The organism is Rhodococcus sp. 06-1474-1B, from assembly GCF_002258885.1.
GTDB lineage: Bacteria > Actinomycetota > Actinomycetes > Mycobacteriales > Mycobacteriaceae > Rhodococcoides > Rhodococcoides fascians.
In genome coordinates this window covers 57,695-81,284 of sequence record NZ_NOYR01000034.1, presented here as the reverse complement: position 1 = coordinate 81,284, position 23,590 = coordinate 57,695, and the positions used below count along the sequence as shown (strand labels likewise).

Genomic DNA, 23,590 nt, shown 5'->3' with positions numbered 1-23,590 from the left:
CGAGGTCAAGAGCGACGTACTACACCCAGCCGTCCGACGACCGTCCCGCGAAGTTCGCCAGGCGTTCCAACGGCCCTGCCTCGGAACGGGGTTCCACGATGGGCCCGAAGGGGACTCCTGGAATCCGACTCTCCGCCGGCAGCAGTGCTCGAAGTTCCACGGCGACCGGATCGACGACAGCCGGGTCGGCGTGGGCCGGTTGTCCTGTCGCAACGGCAAGATCCCATCCGTGCACCAGTAACTCCCGCGCATATCCCCACACAGCCGATCGCCCCGGTACCTCACCCCACGGGACCGCGACCGGGGCATCGAGCAATGCATCGTCGGCCCACGCGGCACGGGCTTGCGTCACCGACGTGTCGAAGGATGCGGCGTCATGATCGGAGCACAAGGGCGACACAGAGTCCGGACTCCCGAGTTCGGCGATCGCAATCAGCCTTCGGACCGTGGCAACGAGATGGCCTGCCAGCGTCCGGACATCGAACTCGTCGCACGGAGTGGGAAGGTTCAGTTGGTCGGCGCGCACGCCTGTGAGCAGACCGCTCACCCATGCGGCGGACGTGAAGTACACCTCGCGCGGATCCGCCTGCTGCGTGGTCTCGATGGTGTTCACTGTCGATCCTTCCGTTTCGCGGCCACCGGGTGTGGCCTGCTGGGTAGAAGTAGATCGGGTAAACATGACATCTTCTGTCATGTTTTGGTGAGAGACTTTTCGGGTGCGCGCAGACCGGTTGTTGTCCATCGTCATGCTGCTCCAACATCGGGGCAGACTGAACGCTGCCGACATTGCCGCCCAGCTCGAAGTATCCACGCGCACCGTGTTGCGTGACATCGAAGCGTTGTCTTCGGCGGGCATTCCGGTCTACACCGATCGCGGTCGCGGTGGTGGCATCAGTCTGCTGCAGGGCTATCGCACCGAGCTGACCGGTCTGACGGCCGCCGAGGCGACGGCATTGCTCGCTTCCGGCGCGGGACGCGTCGCCACCCCGGCGTTCGCAAGCGCCATGCGCAAGGTGATCGCAGCGATACCCGACGCTCACCGAGCAGCGGCAAGCACTGCCTCACAACGAATCCTGGTACGCCCCGACGGTTTCGCGTATCCCCACGAACCGGAAGAACATCTGGTGGAACTCCAACGGGTCGTCATAGACGGTGTGCGGATAAGAATCACGTATCGCGATCGCAGCGGTTCGATGAACGATCGAATCCTTGACCCAATCGGGCTCGTCTACGCCGGCGATCACTGGTACCTACTCGCCGGGCGTGACGGCACCGAACGTGTCTACCGGGTATCGCGGATCGACGAACTGACTGTGCTCGACGAGCAGGCTCACCGCGCTTCCACCGTGGACCTGGAGGCCGCCTTCACCGCACACTGGAAGTCGTTCCGTGCGAGTTTGGTCGAGACCGAAATCACCTGCACAGTCGAGGAATCAGCGTGGCTTTCGTTGTCCAAGAACGTAGTACGAGTCATTGACGAGAGGATCCATCACGACGGAAAGCGACTGGTAGTGATCGTGTTCTCCGGACACAATCACGCCCTCGGTGCACTGTGGAACTGCGGACCCGGCGTAGAAGTTCTGCAGCCCACAGCAATCCGGGAGGAACTAGCTGCTCGGGCATTCGAGACCTACGAGCTGTACAGGTGAGGATTCCAGCACGTCCGTATTCTCCTGACATGCCGATTTCACATCTCGCTGTCGCAGGGACATCCGTCGACTGCGCAGAGCCAGGAGAACTTGCACAGTTCTACCTGGCGCTCCTTGGAGGCGAGGTGCTGTGGGACAACGACGAAAGTGCCGCAGTACAAACGATGTCAGGTGTTCGCATCGTCGCGCAGAAAGTCGAGAATTATCGACCACCCGTCTGGCCCTCGGCGGCGATCGTGCACCTCGACTTGGACGCCGGCGGACGTCTCTCCGAAGCCGTCGATTACGCACTGGACTGCGGCGCGACGGAAGCGCTCGACCAGCCCGATTTCCGATGGAGGGTGCTGCTGGACCCGGCCGGTCATCCCTTCTGCATCACCACGGAGGTCTGGGACGACGGAGACGCTGACGCATTGTCCGAACAGGGCTGCGATGACACGATGGACCGATGAACGCCCGTCAGCGACCGTGGACTCGATATCTGTTGGTCATCTGGCTGACGTGCATCTCCTTCCTGGTCATTTCCGACGTGTTGACCGAGCCGTCCATCTGGACCTGGATCAAGTTGGCTCTACTGGCCATGGCCGTGCCCTGGTTCCTGTACCGGTATTGGCGTCCCGCGCCTGTCTGCACCGTACAAAAGATCGGCCCCGAGTCCGTACCCGCCGAGGACGTCGACGCCGTTGTCGACGAACACGGGCGCACCGTCAAGGCCATTCGCTCGCTGCGTGAACTACATCCCGGCCTCGGCTTGGGTGACGCGAAGAACCTGGTTCGACCTGAACTCTGACGAAGGAACGGGCGATGATGGACATGGACGGTACACACGTAGTTCGTGACCGGGACGGCTTCGACGAGGCCGCAACACTGCTGGTCGACTTCAATCGCGAATACGACGACCCTGCACCCGAACCGAATTGGCTTGCAACGCATCTCGATCGACTGGTGCAGTCCGGTGATACCAGCGTGCTGACGTTCGGGTCTCCCGCGATCGGGGTGGCGGTCCTTCGATTTCGCATCGGAACGTGGAGCTCGAACATCGAGGCTTACCTGGCCGAGTTCTACGTTCAGCCCAGCCAGCGCGGAAAGGGCTACGGCACGACGTTTCTCGACGACGTCATCGAGCACGTCCGCAGCCGTGGCGCGACCTACCTCGATCTGAACACCTCGGAGGACGACGAGGCAGCTCGACACGTGTACGAGAAACGCGGATTCGACTGCCACGAGGGACGCGGAAGCGGCCCCAAGGCCCTGTACTACGAACTCGAACTCGAATGATCGGTTGTCGTAGAAGAAGTCCGAAACGTCCAGGAATCGCCACAGCCCGAGAAAACGAATACGATTGCCAATAACAGCGGTCCGGATCGATCCCGAGGAGTTCAATCATGGCGTTTCCGATCATCGTCGCGAAGGCAGTATCGACGGTCGTGACGGGTGCAGTCGGCGTCGCCGCATACAACGGTGCCAAGAAGCTGTACGAGAAGGCCCCCGTCCGCAAGGCTGCGGTGTCGGCCACCGAGCTCGGTCTACGCGCAGCGCGCAAGGCCGAGGTTCACGCGGAATCGGCCCGACTGGCCGTATCCGACGTCGTTGCCGAGGCCCGGGACCGGATCGGCGAAGAGGTTCCGCCGCCCACGGCCTCCGATGCGGGCCACGGCCACGCGCACTGACCGGGACTGCTTTCGATTATGACGACCCTCGCCCAACGCCCCCTCGACATCGACGCGACCCACGCTGACGGCATCGAAATCCTCTCCGACGCTGCCGGACGCATGCGACTGCGCGTCGACTGGCTCCGCTCGAGCCCGGGCCGTGCCGTTGCGGTCGAGGACCACGTGGACAAGATCCGCGGAGTGCGCGCCGTTCATGCGTACCCGCGGACGGCGTCGGTCGTCATCTGGTACTCCCGCACACGAATCGACAGGGCCGAACTCTTCGACGCGGTGAATGCGGGGCGCTCGACGAATTGGGCCCTGGTACCGGTCCGTAGTCCGCGCTCAGCTGACGTCACCAGCGGCGACGTGCTGCGGATGACCATCGGCGGCGCGGCACTGGTCCTTCTCGGTCTTCGCCGCTACGCGTTCCGTCGGCCGCCCATCCTCGGCCCCACCAGCCGTCTCGTTGCCACCGGCGCAACGATCTTCACCGGCTACCCGTTCCTCAAGGGAGCCGTGCGCTCGCTGGCCGGCAACAGGACCGCAGGAACCGACGCACTCGTCAGCGCCGCAACCGTGGCCAGCCTCGTGCTGCGCGAGAACGTCGTCGCCCTCACCGTGCTGTGGCTCCTGAACATCGGCGAGTACCTGCAGGAATTGACCCTCAAGCGAACTCGACGCGCGATCTCCGATCTGCTGACCGGCACACAGGACACCGCCTGGATCAGGCTGCCCGACGGCTCCGAGATCTCCGTCGACGTCGATCGACTCGAGATCGGCGACGAGGTCGTCGTCCACGACCACGTGGGCGTTCCCGTCGACGGCACCGTGGTCGACGGTGACGCAGTGGTGGATCAGTCCGCGATCACCGGCGAGACCTTGCCGGTATCGATCGTCGCCGGAGACCGTATTCATGCGGGATCCGTCGTCGTCCGTGGCCGCCTCGTCGTGCGCGCATCCGCCGTCGGTCGCGACACTACGATCGGCCGCATCATTTCTCGCGTCGAGGAGGCGCAGGAAGATCGTGCACCGATTCAGACTGTTGGGGAGAACTTTTCACGACGCTTCGTCCCTGCGTCCTTCATCCTGTCGGCGCTGACCCTCGTCGTCACCCGCGATGTACGACGTGCCATGACGATGCTGCTCGTGGCGTGCCCGTGCGCGGTGGGGTTGTCCACGCCGACCGCCATCAGCGCAGCCATCGGAAACGGTGCTCGCAGAGGCATTCTCATCAAGGGCGGATCGCACCTCGAACAGGCCGGCAGGGTCGACGCCTTCGTGTTCGACAAGACCGGAACCCTCACGGTGGGACGCCCCGTAGTGACCAATGTCGTGTCGTTCCAGGACGATTGGGAACCGGAGCAGGTGCTGGCCTACGCGGCGAGCTCCGAGATCCACTCGCGACATCCTCTGGCAGAGGCTGTCATTCGGAGTACCGAGGAACGACACATCGTCATCCCGCCGCACGAGGAGTGCGAGGTGATCGTCGGACTCGGCATGCGGACGGTCGCAGACGGACGGACGCTGCTCCTGGGCAGTCCATCCCTGCTGCGCAGCGAGAACGTCGCGGTGTCCGAGGATGCGCAGCAATGGGTTTCGCGGCTGCAGGACGAGGCCGAGACTCCGCTGCTGTTGGCCGTCGACGGCGTACTCGTCGGCTTGATCAGTCTCCGCGACGAAGTCCGTACCAACGCATCCGCCGTTCTGAACGCGCTTCGAGCCGACGGTGTCGAGCGCATCATCATGCTCACCGGCGACCACCCGAAGACAGCGGCGGCGGTCGCCGCGGAACTTGGTATCACCGAGTGGCGGGCCGAAGTGATGCCCGACGAAAAGCTCGAAGCCGTCCGAGAACTGCAGGACGCAGGCTACGTCGTGGCGATGGTCGGTGACGGCACCAACGATGCCCCTGCTTTGGCCGTCGCCGATATCGGAATCGCGATGGGGTTGGCGGGCACCGATGTTGCCGTCGAGACCGCGGACGTGGCACTGGCGAGCGACGACTTGTCGCGTCTGCTCGACGTACGTGACCTCGGCCGGCATTCCGTATCGGTCATCCGTCAGAACTACGGAATGTCCATCGCCGTCAACGCTCTCGGCTTGGCGGTCAGCGCCGGTGGTGCGCTGTCCCCAGTGCTGGCGGCAATCCTGCACAACGCCTCGTCGGTCGCGGTGGTCGGCAACAGTTCGCGATTGATCCGATACCGACTCTGATCAGTAGGTACCGAACGCCAGGGCGAGGTGTCCGGTACCTACTTCGCTATTTTGCGTCGCGGAAGTACGGTTCGACCGTGCCCTTGAGCTTGACTAGCATGGGGTTTCCGTAGCGATCCTTCGCGGTCGGGACCTCGACACGCACCCAACCCTCGGACACGTTGTATTCGCGAATGCTCGTCTTCTCGACGCCGTTGAAGCGAATGCCCACGTCGCGGCGAAGAACCTCTTCGTTGTAGAAGCGGCTGCTCGGATCGATCGAGAGATGATTCGGTGGAACGTCTGCGTTCTGGTCCTCGGGCATGATTACTTTCGTCGATGTGCTGCGTTGGGTGCTGGGGTCTGAACCCCATGAAGAATACGCGACCCAGCGTTGGACCAGCGCCGCTGTCCCTAGCCCCGTGCCATGTCCACGAATCTGGACAGGTGCAGCTGGTGCGCCACAGTGATTGTCGCCGTCGGACCGTTACGGTGCTTGCCGAGGATCAGGTCGGCCTCACCGCCGCGGGGGTCGTCTCGCTCGATGGCGTCGGGGCGGTGCAGCAGAATCACCATGTCGGCGTCCTGCTCCAGTGAGCCGGACTCACGGAGGTCCGAGACCATCGGCTTTTTGTCGGTTCGCTGCTCGGGACCACGGTTGAGCTGGCAGACCGCGACCACCGGGCATTCGAGTTCCTTGGCCAACAGCTTGAGCTGACGGGAGAAAGTCGGTCCGTAAGCCTTGCACGTCGCTGACGTAGCAGGTTGAGCTGCACCCCTCGTTCCGAAACTTCCGTGACGCCACCGCTTGACTATTTTGGCTCCAGCATGGTGTCCTGAAGTTGCTAGCTGAGCCGGCCGCATGGCCGAGGTAGGTTAGCCGTCAAGGGGCCTCCGAGAGGAGGCCCCTCTTCATTTCGGCGGAAACAAGTAAATTCCGTCGCCTCGCTGCGAGACTTTGTTGACATGAATCGGCGCAAGCAGGTCCCACATCTCGTCGTTGCAGATCTTCGCCGTTCGTCCGTTGCGGGGAAGCGCTTTTACGGAAGCAGCGTAGGCAACCAGGTCCGCGAGCTGTATGAAATAGGACTGCTGCGAATCCCTAGGCACAGAATCCTCGATGATGTGACGCGCATTGACTCGGTCGCCTACTGCGGACCATGTAATGCGCCGAAACCGGCGAACCAACTTTCGCACCTCGTCGTTCTGACCGATGTCGTGGACGATCACGATCGGAACGCCGCTCGAATCACTACGCTTACGCAATCGTTCCAATAGATACGTCCAAGATCTATCGAATACGTCGAGGTCACGCTTCTGCACCAGGTCCTTGCGAATCGAGATTGCGAAGACTCCGGACGACACGGCGACCAGAGTTCTAAAATGCCGCTGGTACAGGTCGCGCATTTGCCCATCTCCTAGACCGAGATCGCGGTAGACCTTTTTCACCCCGACAATATGGTTCGCCTTCGCTTCCTGCCTCATCGGAATCTGGTACAAATCGCGCACGGCCCGTCGCATTTCGATCACACGATCTAGCCTTGTCGTCCAATCGTCGGCTGGAACTAAGACACATCCGAGCGTGAACGTCGTTGAACCGCCAGTACCCATGCCGGTGTCACCGGACTCGTCGATGTATGCGAACTCCAAGCGTGGTCCGACAAACTGATCCGAAAGTTGCATCAAGGCAGTCAAATGGCAGTCGGACGAACAGCAACGACCTGAATGCACGTACGAACGCGCTCAGCCCAAAAGAACATCGCCTTAGCCCCGCGCCATGTCCACGAATCGGGACAGGTGCAGCTGGTGCGCCACAGTGATTGTCGCCGTCGGGCCGTTACGGTGCTTGCCGAGGATCAGGTCGGCCTCGCCGCCGCGGGGGTCGTCGCGCTCGATGGCGTCGGGGCGGTGCAGCAGAATCACCATGTCGGCGTCCTGCTCCAGTGAGCCGGACTCACGGAGGTCCGAGACCATCGGCTTTTTGTCGGTTCGCTGCTCGGGACCACGGTTGAGCTGGCAGACCGCGACCACCGGGCATTCGAGTTCCTTGGCCAACAGCTTGAGCTGACGGGAGAAGTCCGAGACCTCCTGCTGACGCGACTCGACCTTCTTGCCGGACGACATCAGCTGAAGGTAGTCCACCACAATGAGTTTCAGGCCGTTGCGCTGCTTCAGGCGTCGCGCCTTGGCTCGAATTTCCATCATCGTCAGGTTGGGCGAATCGTCGACGAAAAGCGGTGCTTCGCTGATCTCGCTCATGCGACGGGCCAGCTTGGTCCAGTCGTCGTCGGTCATCTTTCCGGAACGCATGTCACCGAGCTTGATCTTCGCTTCCGCGGACAGCAGACGCATGACGATCTCGGTGCGACTCATCTCCAGAGAGAAGATGACACTGGGCATGCCGTGCTTGATGGAGCACGAACGCATGAAATCCATACTTAGGGTCGACTTACCCACGCCAGGCCTCGCCGCGACGATAATCATCTGACCAGGGTGAAGGCCGTTCGTGATCTCGTCGAGTTCGGCGAATCCCGTCGGCACGCCGAGGGAGATGCCGCCGCGGCTGGCGATGGAGTCGATTTCGTCCATCGTGGGCTGCAGCAGCTCTTCGAGGGGGAGGAAGTCCTCGGAGGTGCGTCGCTCGGTGACCTCGTACACCTCTGCCTGTGCGCGGTCGACGACCTCGGCGACGTCCTGACCGTCGGCTCCGGCGTAACCGAACTGCACGATGCGGGTACCGGCTTGCACGAGCCGCCGGAGAATGGACTTCTCCGCCACGATCTCGGCGTAGTACCCGGCGTTGGCGGCGGTGGGCGTCGTCTGAGTCAGCGTGATCAGGTACGGCGGGCCGCCGATGCGCTTGAGCTCGCCGCGGCGATCCAGCTCGGCCGAGACGGTCACCGGGTCGGCAGGCTCACCGCGGCTGTAGAGGTCGAGAATGGCGTCGTAGACGTTCTGGTGTGCCGGCCGGTAGAAGTCGCCCGGACGGAGCACCTCGAGCACGTCGGCGATGGCATCCTTGCTCAGCAGCATGCCACCCAACACGGACTGTTCGGCGGCCATGTCCTGTGGCGGCTGTCGCCCGAAGTCTTCGCCCGGACCTTCGCTGGAGGAGGAGCCGGAGTAGTCGGACTGTCCTCGATCGTCCACAACTGCCACGCGAACCGGCCGTCCTCTCCCCATAGTCCGAGCACGGCCGGGTAACACCCGGACGTGCGGTCAAGCAAGTTCTACCCCCGGGCACCGACAGGTCCTGTTCGGTACCGGATCCGCGCTGCCCCGGCACCGTTCGACGGCATCGAGAGAGACGCTGGAGGGACGTTAAGCGGTATCGCCAGGAGTCACAACACAGGCTGTGGATGGATCTGTGGATGAAATGTGGACGAGGTTGAACAACGGTGTTGACCGTCTGGGGATAACCTGGGTATAACTTTTGGACTTTGAACCATTCCCGCACGTCAAGGCGTGTACATAAAGTTTCTTGCCTGTGCATCGTTCTGGGGGCGGCGTGTCGGCCGAATTGACAACTCGGGCGTGTTGAGTAAATGCCGAGTGAACTCCATGGTGAAGTACGTCACACCGGCTGGAAATTGGCACCGAAAAAGTCTTAATGCTGGTTTTCGAGCCGACGGGCCCGATCCCCGTCGGGAATCGGGCCCTCGTACTTCGCTCGAACAGACCGTCAGAGATCGGCCTTCTGCGGGCACAGCGCCGGGTCGAGAACAGTGATCTCCTTCGTACCGATCTGCAGCACCCGGGCCGACGGGATGTCGAAGAAGAGACCGGTGATCCGCAGACGACCCTCCGCGTTCGCGCGTCCCACCACCCGGTGACGGGTCAACGTCTGCAGCTGCACCGCCACATTGACCATCGCGAGCTGGTCGGCCTCGCCGAAGCCCAACTCCGCCGCTTGACGGCCCACCGCGTGCCCACTGCGGAACGCCTCCAGGCTGGCTCTTCCGTGCCCGAGCCACTCGGCCACCGACGGGTCGGCGGCGTTCTCCGCCCCGCCGAGAATGGCCTTCATGGCACCACAACCGGAATGGCCACACACCACAACCGACGACGTACCCACTTCGTCGACGCCGAAGGCAAGAGCTGCCTCCACCGAACAGTCCTGACCTTGGGTGGGGATCATGTTGCCGACGTTGCGCACGGTGAACAGGTCACCGGGGCCGCTGCTGGTGATCGTGTTCGGCATGACGCGTGAGTCGACGCAGCAGAGGAACAGCGTGTCCGGGTCCTGAGACTCGGTCAGTCCTTCCAGGTGCGGACGAATGTTGGGGGCATGAGTGCGGTGGTATTCGGCCACTCCGCTCAACACCGGACGCAGAGCGGCAGGCGAATCCTCCTGCGTGTCGTCGCTCTTGAGCTGCCACGCCCGCCACGGTGCCAACGAGCTGCGCACCGTGGCAGATCCGCGCCGCGGTGGCCCTTCGGTGGCCGCAGCCATCGACGCCGTGCCCACCTCCTCGACGCGCACGGAACCACCGGTCGCCTCGTGTTGGCGGACCCACTCGTTCAACGCGTCGTGCACAGCATGGTCGAGGAAGTCGACTCCGAGATGGACGGTGACAGACGTGCCTGCGGGCACCGTGGCCAACACACGAGTCAGTCGCGGCAGCGCGAGGAAGCTCAGCGAGCCCTCCATCGTCACCCGCCAGGTTCCGTCGACCGTTTCCTCGGCCCGAATCTTCGCCAGCACCACGCGTCGCAGAACCAGGATGATCGAGAGCGCCAGGCCGATCAGCACTCCCTCGAGCAGGTTGAGCGCCACGACACCCAGCACCGTGACTGCGTAGACAGCGATGTCACCGGTCTTGTTGGCGATCTTGATGTCGGCCAGTTTGATGAGCTGCACACCGATCATCACGAGCAACCCGGCGAGCGCCGCGAACGGCACGAGCTCGACGATCGAAATGAACAGCACCGAGAAGATCAGGATCCACACGCCGTGCAGAATCGCCGACGCACGAGACTTGGCACCGACCTTGACGTTGGTCGCGCTACGCACGATGACGCCGGTGATCGGCAGGCCACCGATGGCACCGGAGGCCATGTTGCCCGCACCCTGCGCCATCAATTCGCGGTCGAAGTTGGTGCGCTCACCGCTGTGCATCTTGTCGACGGCCACAGCGGACAGCAGGCTCTCGACGCTGGCGATCAGCGCGATGGTGATGACACCGGTGGCGAATGCGCCCCACTGACCGTCGGGCATGATCGGGAAGCTCAGAGACTCGATGAGGTTGCCCGGCAACTCGATTCGCTCGACGTCGAGCGAGAAAAAGATCGAGACCGCGGTTGCAGTGACCACTGCAACCAGTGCCGCAGGCACTTTGGAAACCTTGGCCATCACACTGGACACGCCAGCCAGTCGCGGCCACGAGAACATCAGCACGACGACGATGCCGCCGACGACGATGGACGGCCATTGGCCGTCGGCCACGGAACGCGGAATGGCGAGGAGGTTCTGCACCGCGGAGCTTTCGGATTCTCCACCGAGCAGCACGTGAATCTGTTGCAGCGCAATGGTTATACCGATGCCGGCGAGCATCGCGTGAACGACCACCGGCGAAATGGCAAGTGCACTACGAGCAATGCGGCTCATGCCCAGAAGAACCTGGACGAGGCCGGCCAACACCGTGATGGCACATGTTGTGGCCCAACCGAATTGATTGACCAACTCGGCGACCACCACAGTCAGACCCGCAGCCGGACCACTGACCTGCAACGGCGATCCGCCGAGAATACCGGCGAGAATGCCGCCGACCACAGCGGCGATGAGGCCGGCCATGATGGGAGCGCCGGAGGCGACAGCGATACCGATCGAAAGTGGCACTGCCACAAGGAAAACGACCAGCGAGGCCGGTAGGTCGTACTTGATTATCGACCCGACCCGAGACGGCGGCTCGGATCGGGTCTTCGGACTGGGTTCTGAATCGTGCTCTGCTGTCGTTGTCACGGCAGTTCCTCCGGGCGTCTAGGCGTCAGGTCGGTCGATCGTGTTCCGGCTTGGAATGTCGCCCCCAAGTAAAGGGTACGCAAACCTCGGCCGAAGGTGGCACCGAGAGAGATCCTTCACAATTTGGAAACCGTTGTGACAGTTGAATTTTGTGAGATGGCACGAAAAAACCCCACGAACCGAAGTTCGTGGGGTTTCTTGCAGCCGTTTCGGGCCGAAAGCTGAAAATCAGCTTCCGACGACCTCCAGCTTGAACTTGGCGGTCACGTCGGGATGCAGGTTCACGACGATGTCGTGCTTGCCCGTGCTCTTGACGTGAGCCTTCGGCAGATCGATGCTGCGCTTGTCGACGACCGGTCCACCGGCAGCCTTGAGTGCAGAAGCGACGTCCGACGCGGTGACCGAGCCGAACAGCTTGCCCGAGTCGCCGGCAGTCTTGACAGACAGCGTGACGGACTCGAGGCCCTCGATGGCCTGCTTCAGCTCGTTGGCGTGCTCGAGGCCGCGAACGGCCCGAGCTTCCTGAGCGCGGCGAATGCCGTCGACCTGCTTCTGAGCTCCACGGGTGGCCTGGATGGCCAATCCGCGGGGCAGCAGGAAGTTACGGCCGTAGCCGTCCTTGACCTCTACGGTGTCGCCAGGCGCACCGAGGTTGTCCACATCAGCGGTGAGGATCAGTTTCATACCAATCGCCCCTTTCTATCGAGCCGTCGCGGCGTAAGGCAGCAGTGCTACCTCACGCGAGTTCTTCACGGCAACGGCCACGTCACGCTGATGCTGGACGCAGTTGCCGGTGACACGGCGAGCACGGATCTTTCCGCGATCGCTGACGTACTTACGCAGCAACGTCGTGTCCTTGTAATCGATCGCCGTGTTCTTTTCCTTGCAGAAGGAACACGCCTTCTTCTTGAGCACCTTGTCGCGCAATGGCGGTTTGGGCATGGGTCTTTCTCCGTTACATCTGGTTGTTCTCGATCGAAGGATCTAGAACGGTGGCTCTTCGTCTCCGCCACGTCCGCCGAAGGAGCCCGACGCCGCCGGGGCACTGCCCCAGGGATCGTCTCCACCGGAACCGGAGTTGGACGAGGAGTTCGAGCGGCCGCCGCCCGATCCGCCGGAGGAACCCGAGCCGGAGTTGAAGCCGCCTCCGCCGCCACCTCCACCGCGATTGGCCTTGTTGACCTTTGCGGTGGCGTAGCGAAGTGAAGGTCCGATCTCGTCGACTTCGAGCTCGACGACTGTCCGCTTCTCACCCTCGCGCGTCTCGTACGAACGCTGCCGCAGCCGTCCGCTCACGATCACTCGTGAGCCTCGGGTCAGACTCTCGGCAACGTTCTCCGCTGCCTCGCGCCAGATGTTGCAGCGCATGAAGAGCGCGTCGCCGTCTTTCCATTCGTTCGTCTGACGATCGAATGTGCGCGGGGTGGATGCAACCGTGAAGTTGGCAACTGCCGCACCGGCGGGGGTGAATCGAAGTTCTGGATCAGCCGTCAAGTTTCCGATGACGGTGATGACGGTCTCGCCTGCCATGGTTCCTCTTTCAGTAGTAAGCGTTGTGAGTGCCAGCCTAGGGCCGGACACCGACAATTACTTGCCCTGTCGCAGGACCTTCGTACGCAACACGGACTCGTTGAGTCCGAGCTGACGATCCAGCTCGCTGACGGTGGCAGGCTCGGCGTTGAGGTTCACAACGGCGTAGATGCCCTCGGCATGCTTGAGGATCTCGTAAGCCAGACGACGCTTGCCCCATACATCGACCTTGTCGACGGTGCCGCCATCCTTGCGAACGACGTTGAGGAACGTATCGAGCGACGGAGCGACAGTGCGCTCGTCCAGATTGGGGTCGAGAATGACCATCAATTCGTAATGACGCATAAGACCTCATCACCTCCTGTGGACTAGTGAAAACGGCCACGGACTATCCGTGGCAGGAGGGTCGTTGCGTCAGCAACCCCTCGAAGATACACGAGAGGGCCCTGACCTGCTAATTCCCTCTGGGCGCACAGTCGGGCATTCGCTCGTCATACTCTTGCACCATGCGATCCGGGGTCCGCGCCAGTCCGACGACGGTTGTCGTGGTCGTCGCGATGGCAGCAATCGGGTTGATTCTGGGATATCTGAACAAGGCCCGCTGCGCCGTCGCACCGTTCGACGAGTCCGGACGCAGCACGGTGTTCGACGTCATCAAGGACTCGTCCGTCTGCTACTCCGACATCCAGTTCCTGTGGCTCGGTCGCGATATCGACAATCACATATTTCCCTACATCCACGGGGCCATCACGAGCGACGGAATCCTCACCGGAGGGACGGTCGAGTATCCGGTTCTGAGCGGTCTGCTGATGTGGCTCGGCGCGATCCCGGCCCACACCGACGCGCAGTTCCTGTTGACCTCGGCACTGATCCTTGCGCCGTTCGGGCTTCTCACCGCTTGGATGCTCGGGCGGATGGCCGGCTGGCCGGCGCTGCTGTGGTCCATCTCCCCACCCCTGGTGATGTATGCCTTCCACAACTGGGAGCTACCGGTCGTCGCCTCTGCGGTAGGTGCGATCTTCGTCATGACATTGCCGATTGCATTGCGGCGCAAGGCAATTGCGGCTTCGGTACTGCTGGCGATCGGCTTCTGCCTCAAGATCTATCCGGGCGCGTTCGTGCTCCCGCTCATTGCCTATGTCGTCACCGGCGGAACGAACGGTCGAGAAAAACCGGAGACCGTCCGTGGCCGCTACGACATACGCGGCGGCCTGCAGGTCGCCGGAGCCGCGATCGCCACCGTGGTCGCGGTCAACCTGCCGTTCGCCGTCATCGGTTACGAGGGCTGGCGCGCGTCCTTCACCTTCCAGTCGCTGCGCCAGGCGGACCTGACGACCAACTCCATCTGGTACTGGGGGCTGCGTCACCTCTACGTCAACGACCGCATGACGCCCGACGCGTACAACGACGCCGAAGCGTCGTTCCAGAAAGTCGTCGACGTGGCCTCGCCGCTCCTGGTGTTCGTCGCGTTCGCGATCGCGCTGTGGCTCGGCTTCCGGCGCGCGAACGTGATCGGCACCTATCCCTGGGTCGCCGTGAGCGGGTCGATGCTGTGCGGCTTCATGCTGCTGCACAAGGTGCACTCGCCTCAGTACACGCTGTGGCTGCTTCCCTTCCTCGTGTTGCTTCGGGTCCCCTGGGGAATCGTCGTCGCTTACTTGGTGGTCGATCTGTCGATGGGAATCGGCGTGTTCAAGTACTTCGCTGCGCTGGCCTCCGGCGTCGACGCCAACGACGAGGAATTCTTCGTACTCGTCGGAGTGTGGGGGCGAGCGCTGCTGCTGGTGGTGCTGTTCGTGATGTTCGCCCGCGCTCGCCTGCGGTTTGCCCAACCGGGCGAAACCGACTCGGAGTCGGTAACGTCGCCTCGTTCGTCGACGACATCTGTGACGGCATCACCGAGGCACTAGCGCTTCGGGAAACAGGGCGCTGGGGAAATAGCGCGCAGAGCGGGGCGGGAACATGGCACAGGTGTCGCAATCTCAGGGAAGTACCGAGGACGGCACTGCCGCGGTACGTCGGATCGGTTTGATCGAGGACCACGAATCCGTCGCGCTCGGCCTCAAGGCCATGCTGGCGGACGAACCCGATCTCGATCTCGTGATCATGGCCTCCACCGTGGACGAATTGCTCGCCCACCGAGAGCAGCTCGACCTGGTGGTACTCGATCTGCGCCTCGGCGACGGATCTTCTCCGCGCTCGAACGTGGAACAGCTACACGCCGCGGGATCACGAGTGCTGGTGTACACCGGTGCCGAGAACGCATTCCTGGTTCGGTCCGCTGCACGCGCGGGAGTGCTCGGCGTGGTGCGCAAGTCCGCGCCCGCATCGGCCATCGTGTCCGCGATCCGGCGAGCCGCGAGCGGCGGGCAGGTGGTCACCACGGACTGGGCCGCGGCGATCGACGGCGATCCACAACTGCCCGACGTCGGTCTGAGCCCACGTCAACGCGAGGTACTTGCCCTCTACGCGTCGGGCGAGAAGGCAGGACGCGTCGCCCGCCTGGCCGGACTGTCGGAACAGACCGTGAACGACTATCTCGTGCGTATCCGCAACAAATACGCCGAGGCCGGGCGTCCGACACCGACCAAAACCGATCTGTACAAACGCGCGGTCGAAGACGGGTGGCTCCCGATGCCCGAGCTCCCCTCGCAGGACTGATGACCGGTTGGAGCGCGACTCATGACGCATCGTCAGAGTTGACGGTTCAAATGCCCATAGAAATCAGGGCAGCGAGTCTGTGATCGACCTGTGAGAATGAGTTGGCTCAGGTTTAGACCGTCTCAACCTGCCTCGGCCCTCGGGAGAACTGATGTCCGCACTGCTCGATCCCATGCCCTCGGAACACAGCGACTCCATCTCTGCCGCACCGCTCGCTCGCGGTCTGATCAGCCTGGTGCCGCCCACTGAGCAGCTGGACACGTTCCCCACGCGGCCCGGCCTGACCGACCGTGAGATCGAGGTACTGCTCTGCTGGATTCGCCTCGACTCCAAGACCGAGGTCGCCAAGGCACTGTTCCTGTCACTGGGAACCGTCAACACCCACTTGACGCGCATCCGCGCGAAATACACCTCTGTCGGACGGTCCGCCCCGACCAAGGCCGCCCTGGTGGCCCGGGCCCTGCAGGACGGACTCGTCGACATCTCGGAGCTGTAAGTCTTCGAGCTGTTGCGGTTCGAGAGCGTAGGTCAGACGTGGACTTCGGTGTCCACGCCTTCGCTCTCGAGACGCTTGTTGCGTCGGATGCTGCTGATCAGTGCGGCACCGATGAAGAGGATTCCGACGAAGCCGGTGATCAGTTCGTTGATGTGAACGCCGATCGACACGAGCAGGATGAGGGCCAAGGCACCGATGGCCCAGTGCGCGCCGTGCTCGAGGTAGACGTAGTCCGACAACGTTCCCTTGCGAACGAGGAACACCGTGATCGAGCGAACGAACATGGCACCGATGAAGCCGAGGCCGAGCGCGATGATGATCGGGTCCGCGGTGATGGCGAAGGCTCCGATGACACCGTCGAACGAGAACGACGCGTCGAGGACCTCGAGGTAGAGGAACAGGAAGAAACCGGCCTTGCCGGTCGCCTTCGCCAGTTCGCTCGGGCCGCCGGAGGACTCTTCGCCCTCTTCCTCGATGTGGAACAGTTCGCCGAGACCGTTGACGGCAATGTACGTGATCATGCCGAGCACACCGGAGACCATGACGGTGGAAATCTTGTCGTCGTCGGCGAGGAATTCGGCGCTGAGCACGAGCAGCAGGCCCGCGACGACAACGGACAGCTGATCGAGGCGACCGATCCGGGCGAGAGGCTTCTCCAGCCAGCTCAGCCACGTGATCTCGCGATCCTCGAAGATGAAGCCGAGGAAGAGCATCAGCAGGAACATGCCGCCGAAGGCTGCGATCTGTGGATGTGCGTCGGTGAGGAGCGTTTCGTAACTGGGCGAACCGTCCGGGAAGGTCGCGGCACCGTCGGCGGGCGGGTTGAGTGCCAGGTCGATGGCGGCGACCGGACCGAGGCCCGACGCGGCCCAGACGATGACCAGCGGGAACAGCAACCGCATGCCGAACACGGCGATGACGATGCCGATGGTGAGGAAGATCTTCTGCCAGAACTCACTCATCCGTCGCAACACGGTGGCGTTGATGACGGCGTTGTCGAAGGACAGGGACACTTCGAGCACGCCGAGGATGAGGACGAGAATCATCGCCTCGAGTCCGCCGTATAAGAAGGCCACGATGACGGACACGATGGTGACCGCAATCGACCAGCCGAAGATTCTCATAACCACGTCAGTGGCCTTTCTGGCTAGGAGCAGAGCCCGCAGGCGCGACCAAGTTGGGGGACGAAACGGAAAAACCCCCGCCCATCATGAATGACGAGGCGGGGGTATCCCCAATCTTGGGAGTGCCTTTACTAGACGTTTACTCCGAAGTCCCGGGCGATGCCTGCGAGTCCGGACGCGTAGCCCTGGCCGACTGCGCGGAACTTCCACTCCGCGCCGTTGCGGTACAGCTCGCCGAAGACCATCGCGGTCTCGGTCGAGGCATCCTCGCTGAGGTCGTAGCGAGCGAGCTCGGAGTTGTCGGCCTGGTTGATGACGCGAATGAACGCGTTGCGCACCTGACCGAACGACTGCGAGCGAGCGTCCGCATCGTAGATCGACACGGGGAACGTGATGGTCTCGATCTCCGGCGGCACAGCGGCGAGATCGACCTTGATCTGCTCGTCGTCTCCGTCGCCTTCACCGGTCGTGTTGTCCCCGGTGTGCTCGATGGAGCCGTCGGGAGACTTCAAGTTGTTGAAGAACACGAAGTGCCCGTCGCTCAGGGCCTTCTTCGTCGAGTTCAATGCGATGGCGCTGGCATCGAGGTCGAAGTCGGTGCCCGTCGTCGTGCGGATGTCCCAACCGAGGCCGACCACGACCGCGGTCAGGTTCGGTGCTGCCTTGGTGAGCGAGACATTGCCACCCTTGCTGAGGCTGACGCCCATTGAGAGGTCCTTTCGCAATTGGTTTCCCGTTACGGGTACAACCGTAGTGGGAATGTCCGGTTTCTGGACGTACTCGACCAACGAGCGCGGTGATGCGGAGGTTCCCGTCGGTAGTATCGAACAGGTGACAAGTCGCTGGCCTGGGGTGTTTCGCCGAGGTTCCGAATCGGACGCCGCCGCGCGTCGTTCCCAGGACGCCGCTGTCGCCGCCTTTCTCGACATGGACAAGCGACAGTCCATCGCATCCGCCGGCGTCGAGGCATCCACCGCGCTGCGTCCGGAGGACGGACTCGCCCGCCGATGGTTCGATACCGAGAAGCTGTGTTTCGACGCGGGAGCGGCGTATCTCGCTGCCGTCGAACAGTTCGACGGAATCACCACTGCCGCCGCGAGGTCGGCATTCGACAACGCGACGCGACTGCTCCACGACGCCAGTGTCGCCGTCGATCGTTTCTACGAGGCTCATCGCAGCACTCTCGAGCACGCCTCGGCACAGTTCGCGGCCACCCCGCGCCTGGTGCAGGACGCACTGGCCGAGGCGGACGCTGCGCGGTCCACCGTCGACGAGCAGTACGCCACCTATCCATCACTGCGGCAGGCCTGGAACGAACTGGATGCCGCCACAACACAATTGAACGATGTTCGACGGGATCCGCTGCGTGCGCGAGAGCAGGCCACCGTCGTCCGGGACAGATCCACTGCGTTGCGCGAGGCGGTTCGCTCGGCTCCCGGACGCCAGCAGGAGGCCCGGACCGCACTGGTCTCGGTGCGGACCCGAATCGAAGCCGTACGAACGAGATCCGAGGGGATCGCGCCGGCCTTCTCGAGTTTGCTTCGCGAATTCAATGCCAAGAGTTCGGCAGATCTGTCGCACAACGAACGATCGAGTGTGCGCCACATCGAACAGGCCGACGAGGATCTGCGAGCGGCCCGTTCGGCGCTCGACACGGGCAACCCCGAGCAGGCCTTGGATCTCGTCGCCCAGGCCCGGTCGCACCTGACCGATGCCGAGCACCTGGTCGATGCCGTCACCGATCGTGTTCGCCTGCTGCGCGCAGTCAAAGCCGATCCGAGCGAGACCGAGAACAAGGTCCGGTTCAAACTTCGTGACGCTCAACAACTCGCGATCAATCGCGGTCTGGTTGCCGAATGGGGCTCGGTGCTGGATGCTCAGCTCGCCCGGATCGACAGGGCGAGCAACGCACTGACGGGTACCCATCCCGACTACTGGTCATATCTGCAGGATCTGGCTACCATTTCGGACTTCATCGCAGGCGTGATCGAACGCATGCGCAGCTAGCACCGACCGCATTCACACGAAGGATCATGGTGCAACACTTTCGCCATCTCGACGCCGACACCCGCGAACGCATGTTCTTCCTGCAGCCGGAGGACATCGCGGTCAGCGACGGAAACAACGTCGTAGCAACAGCACTCGGTGCAACGCTGTACATCCCCGCGACCCGTGCGGACCTGACCGCGACGGTGCACAAGCGCACCGACGAGGGCGTTCGATCGATCGTGATCGATCTCGAAGATGCAGTCGCAGATCATGATCTGCAGTACGCGGTGGAGAACACCATCCGAACTCTGAACGAACTCTCGGGTTCGAATGCACTGGTGTTCGTCCGAGCCCGCACGGCCCAACAGATTCGGACGGTCTGCGCCGGTCTCGCTCCTGGGGCCGCTGGACTTGCCGGTTTCGTCGTACCGAAGTTCACCTCGGCAACCGGAGCCGAGTACCTCGACGAGATTCTTGCCGCATCCACCGCGCACGACACCCGCTTGTTGGCGATGCCGGTTCTCGAGTCGGCCGAGGTGGTCCACCGCGAAACACGCGACACCGAACTCGTTGCCATCCGAGAACTACTGGGAAAATACCGAGACATCGTGCTGGCCGTCCGCATCGGAGCCACCGACATGTGCGGCACCTTCGGCATTCGCCGCGACCGTGACCTGACGATCTACGACGTCCGCGTCGTAGCCGACGTCATCAGCGCGATCGTCAATCACCTGGGCCGCAACGACGGATCGGGATTCGTCATCACCGGGCCGGTGTGGGAGTACTTCGCAGACCACGAACGCATGTTCCGGCCACTGCTGCGCCAGACGCCGTTCGTCGACCAGGAGGCCGTGCGCTTCCGGCAGCAACTGGTCAGCAGCGACTTGGACGCACTGCTGCGCGAGGTCGCCCTCGACCGCGCCAACGGTATCCAGGGCAAGACGGTCATCCATCCATCCCACGTTCCTGCCGTGCACGCATTGTCCGCAGTGACGCACGAGGAATACCACGACGCCCTCGACATTCTGGCCTCCGATCAGGGCGGCGCGCAGGCCTCCGGCTACCGGAACAAGATGAACGAGCTGGGACCACATCGCAATTGGGCGAAACAGACGATGGTTCGCGCCCGGGCATTCGGGGTCACCAACGAAGGGATCACGTTCGTGGACCTACTGACGGCGCTGGCTCAGCGATGACCGACAACCCGGCCGACGGCATCGCCCTGACCGACACCGGCTCCTCGTCGTCGTGGACGGCACGACAACTGGTGCGTCCCGGCCTACGCCGCAATCCCCGACGGGCACATCTGTTGGTGTCCACTGTGCTCGGCAAACACATACCCGTGGATCCGGACGTCGTCATCGGTGCCGGCGATGAATTGGCCGGCCTGGTCGCTGCGGCGGTCGGCGGCTCCGACGTCGATGTTCTTGGATTCGCCGAGACGGCAACGGGATTGGGTCACACGGTGGCAACCGCCCTCGATGCGCGCTGCTATGTGCACTCGACCCGCCGCACGGTCCCGGGCATGACGGTGCACGGAGAGTTCGAGGAAGGGCACTCGCACGCCACCGACCATCTGCTGATGCCGACCTCGGCGGACCTGCTCGGCGGCGAACTACCCCTCGTTCTCGTCGACGACGAGATCTCGACCGGAGCCACCGCACTCGATGCGCTCCGCCAGATCCATTCCACGGCTGCGCGTTCCCACTACGTCATCGCATCCCTGGTGGACATGCGTACCGCCGAGCATCTCGACGCGACCGCAGCAACGGCCGCCGAACTGGGCGTCGTGATCGACAACGTCAGCCTCGCTCAGGGATCGGTCGAGCTGGCACCCGGGCTCGTGGAGACGGTACTGGACCTTCCCGATCCGACGTTCAATCCGATTGCTGTACAACCTGGTTCGGTACACCGCATCGACGCGCACTGGCCCGCAGCTCTACCCGACGGCGGCCGCCACGGCTTCCTCAGGTCTGATGCAGCCGGGTTCGACGACGCGATCGAAGCAGTCGCGGCCACCGTCGACGCGTCGCTCCCCGACTCGGGTGCCGTCGTGGTCGTCGGCCACGAGGAGCTGATGTACCTGCCGTTACGCCTGGCGGCAGCGCTGCAACGACGCGGACACAGCGCACTGTTCCAGACGACCACCCGCTCGCCCGCCTACGTACTCGACGTGGCGGGCTACCCACTGCGCCGGGGCTTCGAATTCGCAGCACCCGAGGACGAATCCTCTCTGCGCTACCTCTACAACGCCGACGCGCCGGCCGACTCGACCCTGGTGTTCGTCGCCGATGCCCCCGCAGATACCGACGCACTCACCGCCGCGGCGGGGACACTCGCGGCGGCGGGCACCGACGTGCTGGTCGTGGTCGTCACCGGTGCCGATCCGCAGGCGCTCGAGATCGCCAGACGTGCCCGTCCGCTGCGTGGGCCCGAGTTCGGCTCGTACGCGCCGGACGAGGTGACCTGGCTACTCAAAGACCTGTCGGGGATCTCGCTGGAAGCGGCAACGGCGGAGCGCGAGAGGGCGATTCAGGCCGGCACGGCGCACTATGCCGAATCGCTGCCGGTCGAATTCCAACCCGATCTCGCGTATCGCGAACTGTTCGAGAAGGTACTGCACGAGAGTGCGGCGCGGCTCGCGGTCGCCGTCGGAACCGTCACCGAGGTGGTGCTCGCCGAGCGCGGACACGACATCGTGCTCGCATCACTGGCGCGGGCCGGTACTCCGGTGGGAATTCTGATGCGGCGCTGGGCTTTCGCCGCCCACGGCATCGAGATACCGCATTACGCCGTCTCGATCGTGCGTGATCGGGGTATCGACAGCGTCGCTCTGCGCTACCTCGCCGAGCACCACGATTCACGCTCGGTGGTGTTCGTGGACGGCTGGACCGGCAAAGGTGCCATTGCACGCGAACTCACAGCGGCACTAAGCGACTTCCCTGGGGCGGACTTCGACGACGATCTGGCCGTGCTCGCCGATCCCGGACACTGCGCTCGCACCTACGGGACCCGAGACGACTTCCTCATCGCCTCGGCCTGCCTGAATTCGACCGTCTCGGGCCTCGTTTCGCGAACAGTGCTCAACGACAGCCTGATTCGTCCCGGAGACTTCCACGGCGCGAAGTACTATGCGGATCTCGCACCCGACGACGTGTCGCGGCATCTACTCGACGCGGTGACGGCTCGATTCGACGACGTGCGTGACGAGGTCGCGGAGACGGTGTCGTCGGTGCTCGCGTCCGACAGGACTCCCACCTGGTCGGGATGGGCATCGGTGGAGAAGGTCCGCCAGGAGTACGGCATCTCGCACGTCAACTTCGTCAAGCCCGGTGTCGGCGAGACCACGCGGGTGCTGCTACGCCGAGTACCGTGGCGCGTGTTGGTGCGCGACGCGAATGCTCCGGAGCACCAACATATTCGGATGCTCGCCGAAGCCAGGGGAGTACCGGTCGACGTGGTACCCGACCTCGCCTACTCGTGCATGGGTCTGATCAAGAACGTCTCCACCGAGGATGCCTCGTGAGCGCCCTCGTCGCCGTCGACCTCGATCGCACGATGATCTTCTCCGAAGGCGCGCTCGGTGTGCCCCTGGACGAGACGTTCGAGTGCGTGGAGGTGTACGAGGGCAAACCGTTGTCGTACATGAGCACTCGGTCGATGTCGCTGCTCCGCGGGTTGAGCGAGAGCGTCCCCGTGGTTCCGACGACGACGCGGACCATCGAACAGTTCCAGCGCATCGACTTGCCGGGTGCCCCGTGGCGGTACGCCATCACCAGCAACGGTGGCAACATTCTCGTCGACGGTGAGCCGGATACGGCCTGGCGCAAGGGCTTCGATCTGGACCTGGCCGGCATCGGCGCAGAGTTGAGATCGAGGGTCTCCGAAGACTGGGTGCTCAAATACCGCGAGGCCGACGGCCTGTTCTGCTACCTCGTCGTCGACGTCACCGCCGTCCCGCCGGACTTCGTCTCGGACTGGTCGCAGTGGTGCGCGGCACGCGACTGGAACGTCTCCCAGCAGGGTCGCAAGATCTACACGATGCCCAACGCGGTGTGCAAGAGCTCCGCCGTGGCCGAGGTCCGTGCCAGGCTGGTTCAGGACGGTTCCCTGGATGCCGAGGCCGGCGTGTTCGCTGCCGGTGACGGCGCACTCGACGCCGAGATGCTCATGGCCGCCGACGAGGCAGTTAGGCCGCGGCACGGCGAGCTCGAACTGCTGGGGTTCACCCGCCCCGGGTTGACCGTCACCGATTCCTCCGGCGTACGGGCCAGCGAGGAAATTCTCGAGTGGCTGCGGAACCGAACCACTGCGCACCGCGTCTAACAGTT

General features: G+C 63.4%; 24 protein-coding genes and 1 pseudogene. 13 read left to right on the top strand and 12 right to left on the bottom strand.

Features of this window, described 5'->3' with window-relative positions:
• Positions 1-19 precede the first annotated feature (19 nt).
• A complete protein-coding gene (locus tag CH266_RS22150) occupies positions 20-613 on the bottom strand; it encodes a TIGR03086 family metal-binding protein (protein ID WP_369597417.1) in 594 nt (197 codons plus the stop codon).
• A gap of 103 nt (positions 614-716) precedes the next feature.
• On the opposite strand from CH266_RS22150, the gene CH266_RS22145 reads away from it, so the two are divergent.
• The 6 genes from CH266_RS22145 to CH266_RS22120 all read left to right on the top strand — a co-directional run bounded on the left by CH266_RS22145 (position 717) and on the right by CH266_RS22120 (position 5,518).
• Complete coding sequence (locus tag CH266_RS22145; RefSeq protein ID WP_094716206.1) at positions 717-1,649, top strand: helix-turn-helix transcriptional regulator; 933 nt, start codon at positions 717-719, stop codon at positions 1,647-1,649.
• A 29-nt stretch (positions 1,650-1,678) separates the two neighbouring features.
• Positions 1,679-2,101: a VOC family protein gene (locus CH266_RS22140; protein ID WP_094716205.1), complete on the top strand. Its 423-nt coding sequence runs from the start codon at positions 1,679-1,681 to the stop codon at positions 2,099-2,101.
• Positions 2,098-2,439: a hypothetical protein gene (locus tag CH266_RS22135; RefSeq protein WP_032407926.1), complete on the top strand. Its 342-nt coding sequence runs from the start codon at positions 2,098-2,100 to the stop codon at positions 2,437-2,439. The genes CH266_RS22140 and CH266_RS22135 overlap by 4 nt, the downstream gene beginning before the upstream one ends.
• A gap of 14 nt (positions 2,440-2,453) precedes the next feature.
• A complete protein-coding gene (locus CH266_RS22130; RefSeq protein WP_032389414.1) occupies positions 2,454-2,927 on the top strand; it encodes a GNAT family N-acetyltransferase in 474 nt (157 codons plus the stop codon).
• Positions 2,928-3,034: 107 nt separating this feature from the next.
• Positions 3,035-3,319: a DUF1490 family protein gene (locus CH266_RS22125; protein ID WP_032373443.1), complete on the top strand. Its 285-nt coding sequence runs from the start codon at positions 3,035-3,037 to the stop codon at positions 3,317-3,319.
• An 18-nt stretch (positions 3,320-3,337) separates the two neighbouring features.
• Positions 3,338-5,518 (top strand): heavy metal translocating P-type ATPase, encoded by a 2,181-nt coding sequence (locus CH266_RS22120; RefSeq protein WP_094716204.1) that lies wholly within the window; start codon positions 3,338-3,340, stop codon positions 5,516-5,518.
• A 46-nt stretch (positions 5,519-5,564) separates the two neighbouring features.
• Here CH266_RS22120 and CH266_RS22115 read toward each other — a convergent pair whose 3' ends face one another.
• From CH266_RS22115 to rpsF, 9 genes and pseudogenes are all read right to left on the bottom strand, one after another.
• Positions 5,565-5,822: a DUF3297 family protein gene (locus CH266_RS22115; protein ID WP_094716203.1), complete on the bottom strand. Its 258-nt coding sequence runs from the start codon at positions 5,820-5,822 to the stop codon at positions 5,565-5,567.
• Positions 5,823-5,911: 89 nt separating this feature from the next.
• Positions 5,912-6,223: pseudogene (locus CH266_RS22110) on the bottom strand (DnaB-like helicase C-terminal domain-containing protein); the annotation flags it as partial.
• Between the two features lie 186 nt (positions 6,224-6,409).
• Positions 6,410-7,180: a DUF3800 domain-containing protein gene (locus CH266_RS22105; protein WP_052066687.1), complete on the bottom strand. Its 771-nt coding sequence runs from the start codon at positions 7,178-7,180 to the stop codon at positions 6,410-6,412.
• An 81-nt stretch (positions 7,181-7,261) separates the two neighbouring features.
• On the bottom strand, positions 7,262-8,656 hold the full coding sequence (gene dnaB / locus CH266_RS22100) for a replicative DNA helicase (protein ID WP_027495083.1): 1,395 nt from the start codon (positions 8,654-8,656) through the stop codon (positions 7,262-7,264).
• 523 nt (positions 8,657-9,179) lie between these two features.
• Entirely contained in the window at positions 9,180-11,459 is a 2,280-nt protein-coding gene (locus CH266_RS22095; protein WP_032382642.1) for a SulP family inorganic anion transporter, read from the bottom strand.
• 228 nt (positions 11,460-11,687) lie between these two features.
• Entirely contained in the window at positions 11,688-12,143 is a 456-nt protein-coding gene (gene rplI, locus CH266_RS22090; RefSeq protein WP_027495081.1) for a 50S ribosomal protein L9, read from the bottom strand.
• Positions 12,144-12,158: 15 nt separating this feature from the next.
• Positions 12,159-12,401, bottom strand: coding sequence for a 30S ribosomal protein S18 (gene rpsR / locus CH266_RS22085; protein WP_027495080.1), 243 nt, complete (start codon positions 12,399-12,401; stop codon positions 12,159-12,161).
• 42 nt (positions 12,402-12,443) lie between these two features.
• Positions 12,444-12,989, bottom strand: a complete 546-nt coding sequence (locus CH266_RS22080) for a single-stranded DNA-binding protein (RefSeq protein ID WP_027495079.1) — start codon at positions 12,987-12,989, stop codon at positions 12,444-12,446.
• 57 nt (positions 12,990-13,046) lie between these two features.
• The gene (rpsF, locus tag CH266_RS22075) at positions 13,047-13,334 is read right to left on the bottom strand and encodes a 30S ribosomal protein S6 (RefSeq protein ID WP_008711385.1); all 288 of its coding nucleotides are present in this window, start codon (positions 13,332-13,334) and stop codon (positions 13,047-13,049) included.
• Positions 13,335-13,495: 161 nt separating this feature from the next.
• On the opposite strand from rpsF, the gene CH266_RS22070 reads away from it, so the two are divergent.
• The 3 genes from CH266_RS22070 to CH266_RS22060 all read left to right on the top strand — a co-directional run bounded on the left by CH266_RS22070 (position 13,496) and on the right by CH266_RS22060 (position 16,146).
• Positions 13,496-14,899: a glycosyltransferase family 87 protein gene (locus CH266_RS22070; protein WP_032382643.1), complete on the top strand. Its 1,404-nt coding sequence runs from the start codon at positions 13,496-13,498 to the stop codon at positions 14,897-14,899.
• 52 nt (positions 14,900-14,951) lie between these two features.
• On the top strand, positions 14,952-15,650 hold the full coding sequence (locus CH266_RS22065) for a response regulator transcription factor (RefSeq protein WP_094716198.1): 699 nt from the start codon (positions 14,952-14,954) through the stop codon (positions 15,648-15,650).
• Between the two features lie 151 nt (positions 15,651-15,801).
• A complete protein-coding gene (locus CH266_RS22060) occupies positions 15,802-16,146 on the top strand; it encodes a response regulator transcription factor (RefSeq protein ID WP_032382644.1) in 345 nt (114 codons plus the stop codon).
• A 32-nt stretch (positions 16,147-16,178) separates the two neighbouring features.
• On the opposite strand, the gene CH266_RS22055 is transcribed toward CH266_RS22060, so the two are convergent.
• Positions 16,179-17,276: a DUF475 domain-containing protein gene (locus tag CH266_RS22055; RefSeq protein WP_032373439.1), complete on the bottom strand. Its 1,098-nt coding sequence runs from the start codon at positions 17,274-17,276 to the stop codon at positions 16,179-16,181.
• 125 nt (positions 17,277-17,401) lie between these two features.
• Positions 17,402-17,977: a TerD family protein gene (locus tag CH266_RS22050; RefSeq protein WP_027495074.1), complete on the bottom strand. Its 576-nt coding sequence runs from the start codon at positions 17,975-17,977 to the stop codon at positions 17,402-17,404.
• 220 nt (positions 17,978-18,197) lie between these two features.
• Here CH266_RS22050 and CH266_RS22045 point away from each other — a divergent pair, with 220 nt between their 5' ends.
• Genes CH266_RS22045 through CH266_RS22030 form a run of 4 tightly spaced genes read left to right on the top strand, consistent with a single transcriptional unit; the run spans position 18,198 to position 23,585 of the window.
• Positions 18,198-19,277, top strand: a complete 1,080-nt coding sequence (locus tag CH266_RS22045) for a hypothetical protein (RefSeq protein WP_032382655.1) — start codon at positions 18,198-18,200, stop codon at positions 19,275-19,277.
• A gap of 29 nt (positions 19,278-19,306) precedes the next feature.
• A complete protein-coding gene (locus tag CH266_RS22040) occupies positions 19,307-20,455 on the top strand; it encodes an HpcH/HpaI aldolase/citrate lyase family protein (RefSeq protein WP_032367983.1) in 1,149 nt (382 codons plus the stop codon).
• The gene (locus tag CH266_RS22035) at positions 20,452-22,785 is read left to right on the top strand and encodes a phosphoribosyltransferase (protein ID WP_094716199.1); all 2,334 of its coding nucleotides are present in this window, start codon (positions 20,452-20,454) and stop codon (positions 22,783-22,785) included. Before CH266_RS22040 ends, CH266_RS22035 begins: the two co-directional genes overlap by 4 nt.
• Positions 22,782-23,585: a hypothetical protein gene (locus tag CH266_RS22030; protein ID WP_057474576.1), complete on the top strand. Its 804-nt coding sequence runs from the start codon at positions 22,782-22,784 to the stop codon at positions 23,583-23,585. The genes CH266_RS22035 and CH266_RS22030 overlap by 4 nt, the downstream gene beginning before the upstream one ends.
• Positions 23,586-23,590 lie beyond the last annotated feature (5 nt).

Excerpts from the sequence above, each read along its gene's own strand:
- CH266_RS22140 (WP_094716205.1), top strand. The coding sequence starts at position 1,679 with ATGCCGATTTCACATCTCGCTGTCGCAGGGACATCCGTCGACTGCGCA.
- CH266_RS22135 (WP_032407926.1), top strand. The coding sequence starts at position 2,098 with ATGAACGCCCGTCAGCGACCGTGGACTCGATATCTGTTGGTCATCTGG.
- CH266_RS22130 (WP_032389414.1), top strand. The coding sequence starts at position 2,454 with ATGATGGACATGGACGGTACACACGTAGTTCGTGACCGGGACGGCTTC.
- CH266_RS22125 (WP_032373443.1), top strand. The coding sequence starts at position 3,035 with ATGGCGTTTCCGATCATCGTCGCGAAGGCAGTATCGACGGTCGTGACG.
- CH266_RS22120 (WP_094716204.1), top strand. The coding sequence starts at position 3,338 with ATGACGACCCTCGCCCAACGCCCCCTCGACATCGACGCGACCCACGCT.
- CH266_RS22115 (WP_094716203.1), bottom strand. The coding sequence starts at position 5,822 with ATGCCCGAGGACCAGAACGCAGACGTTCCACCGAATCATCTCTCGATC.
- CH266_RS22105 (WP_052066687.1), bottom strand. The coding sequence starts at position 7,180 with ATGCAACTTTCGGATCAGTTTGTCGGACCACGCTTGGAGTTCGCATAC.
- rplI (WP_027495081.1), bottom strand. The coding sequence starts at position 12,143 with ATGAAACTGATCCTCACCGCTGATGTGGACAACCTCGGTGCGCCTGGC.
- rpsR (WP_027495080.1), bottom strand. The coding sequence starts at position 12,401 with ATGCCCAAACCGCCATTGCGCGACAAGGTGCTCAAGAAGAAGGCGTGT.
- CH266_RS22080 (WP_027495079.1), bottom strand. The coding sequence starts at position 12,989 with ATGGCAGGCGAGACCGTCATCACCGTCATCGGAAACTTGACGGCTGAT.
- rpsF (WP_008711385.1), bottom strand. The coding sequence starts at position 13,334 with ATGCGTCATTACGAATTGATGGTCATTCTCGACCCCAATCTGGACGAG.
- CH266_RS22070 (WP_032382643.1), top strand. The coding sequence starts at position 13,496 with ATGCGATCCGGGGTCCGCGCCAGTCCGACGACGGTTGTCGTGGTCGTC.
- CH266_RS22065 (WP_094716198.1), top strand. The coding sequence starts at position 14,952 with ATGGCACAGGTGTCGCAATCTCAGGGAAGTACCGAGGACGGCACTGCC.
- CH266_RS22060 (WP_032382644.1), top strand. The coding sequence starts at position 15,802 with ATGTCCGCACTGCTCGATCCCATGCCCTCGGAACACAGCGACTCCATC.
- CH266_RS22050 (WP_027495074.1), bottom strand. The coding sequence starts at position 17,977 with ATGGGCGTCAGCCTCAGCAAGGGTGGCAATGTCTCGCTCACCAAGGCA.
- CH266_RS22045 (WP_032382655.1), top strand. The coding sequence starts at position 18,198 with ATGGACAAGCGACAGTCCATCGCATCCGCCGGCGTCGAGGCATCCACC.
- CH266_RS22035 (WP_094716199.1), top strand. The coding sequence starts at position 20,452 with ATGACCGACAACCCGGCCGACGGCATCGCCCTGACCGACACCGGCTCC.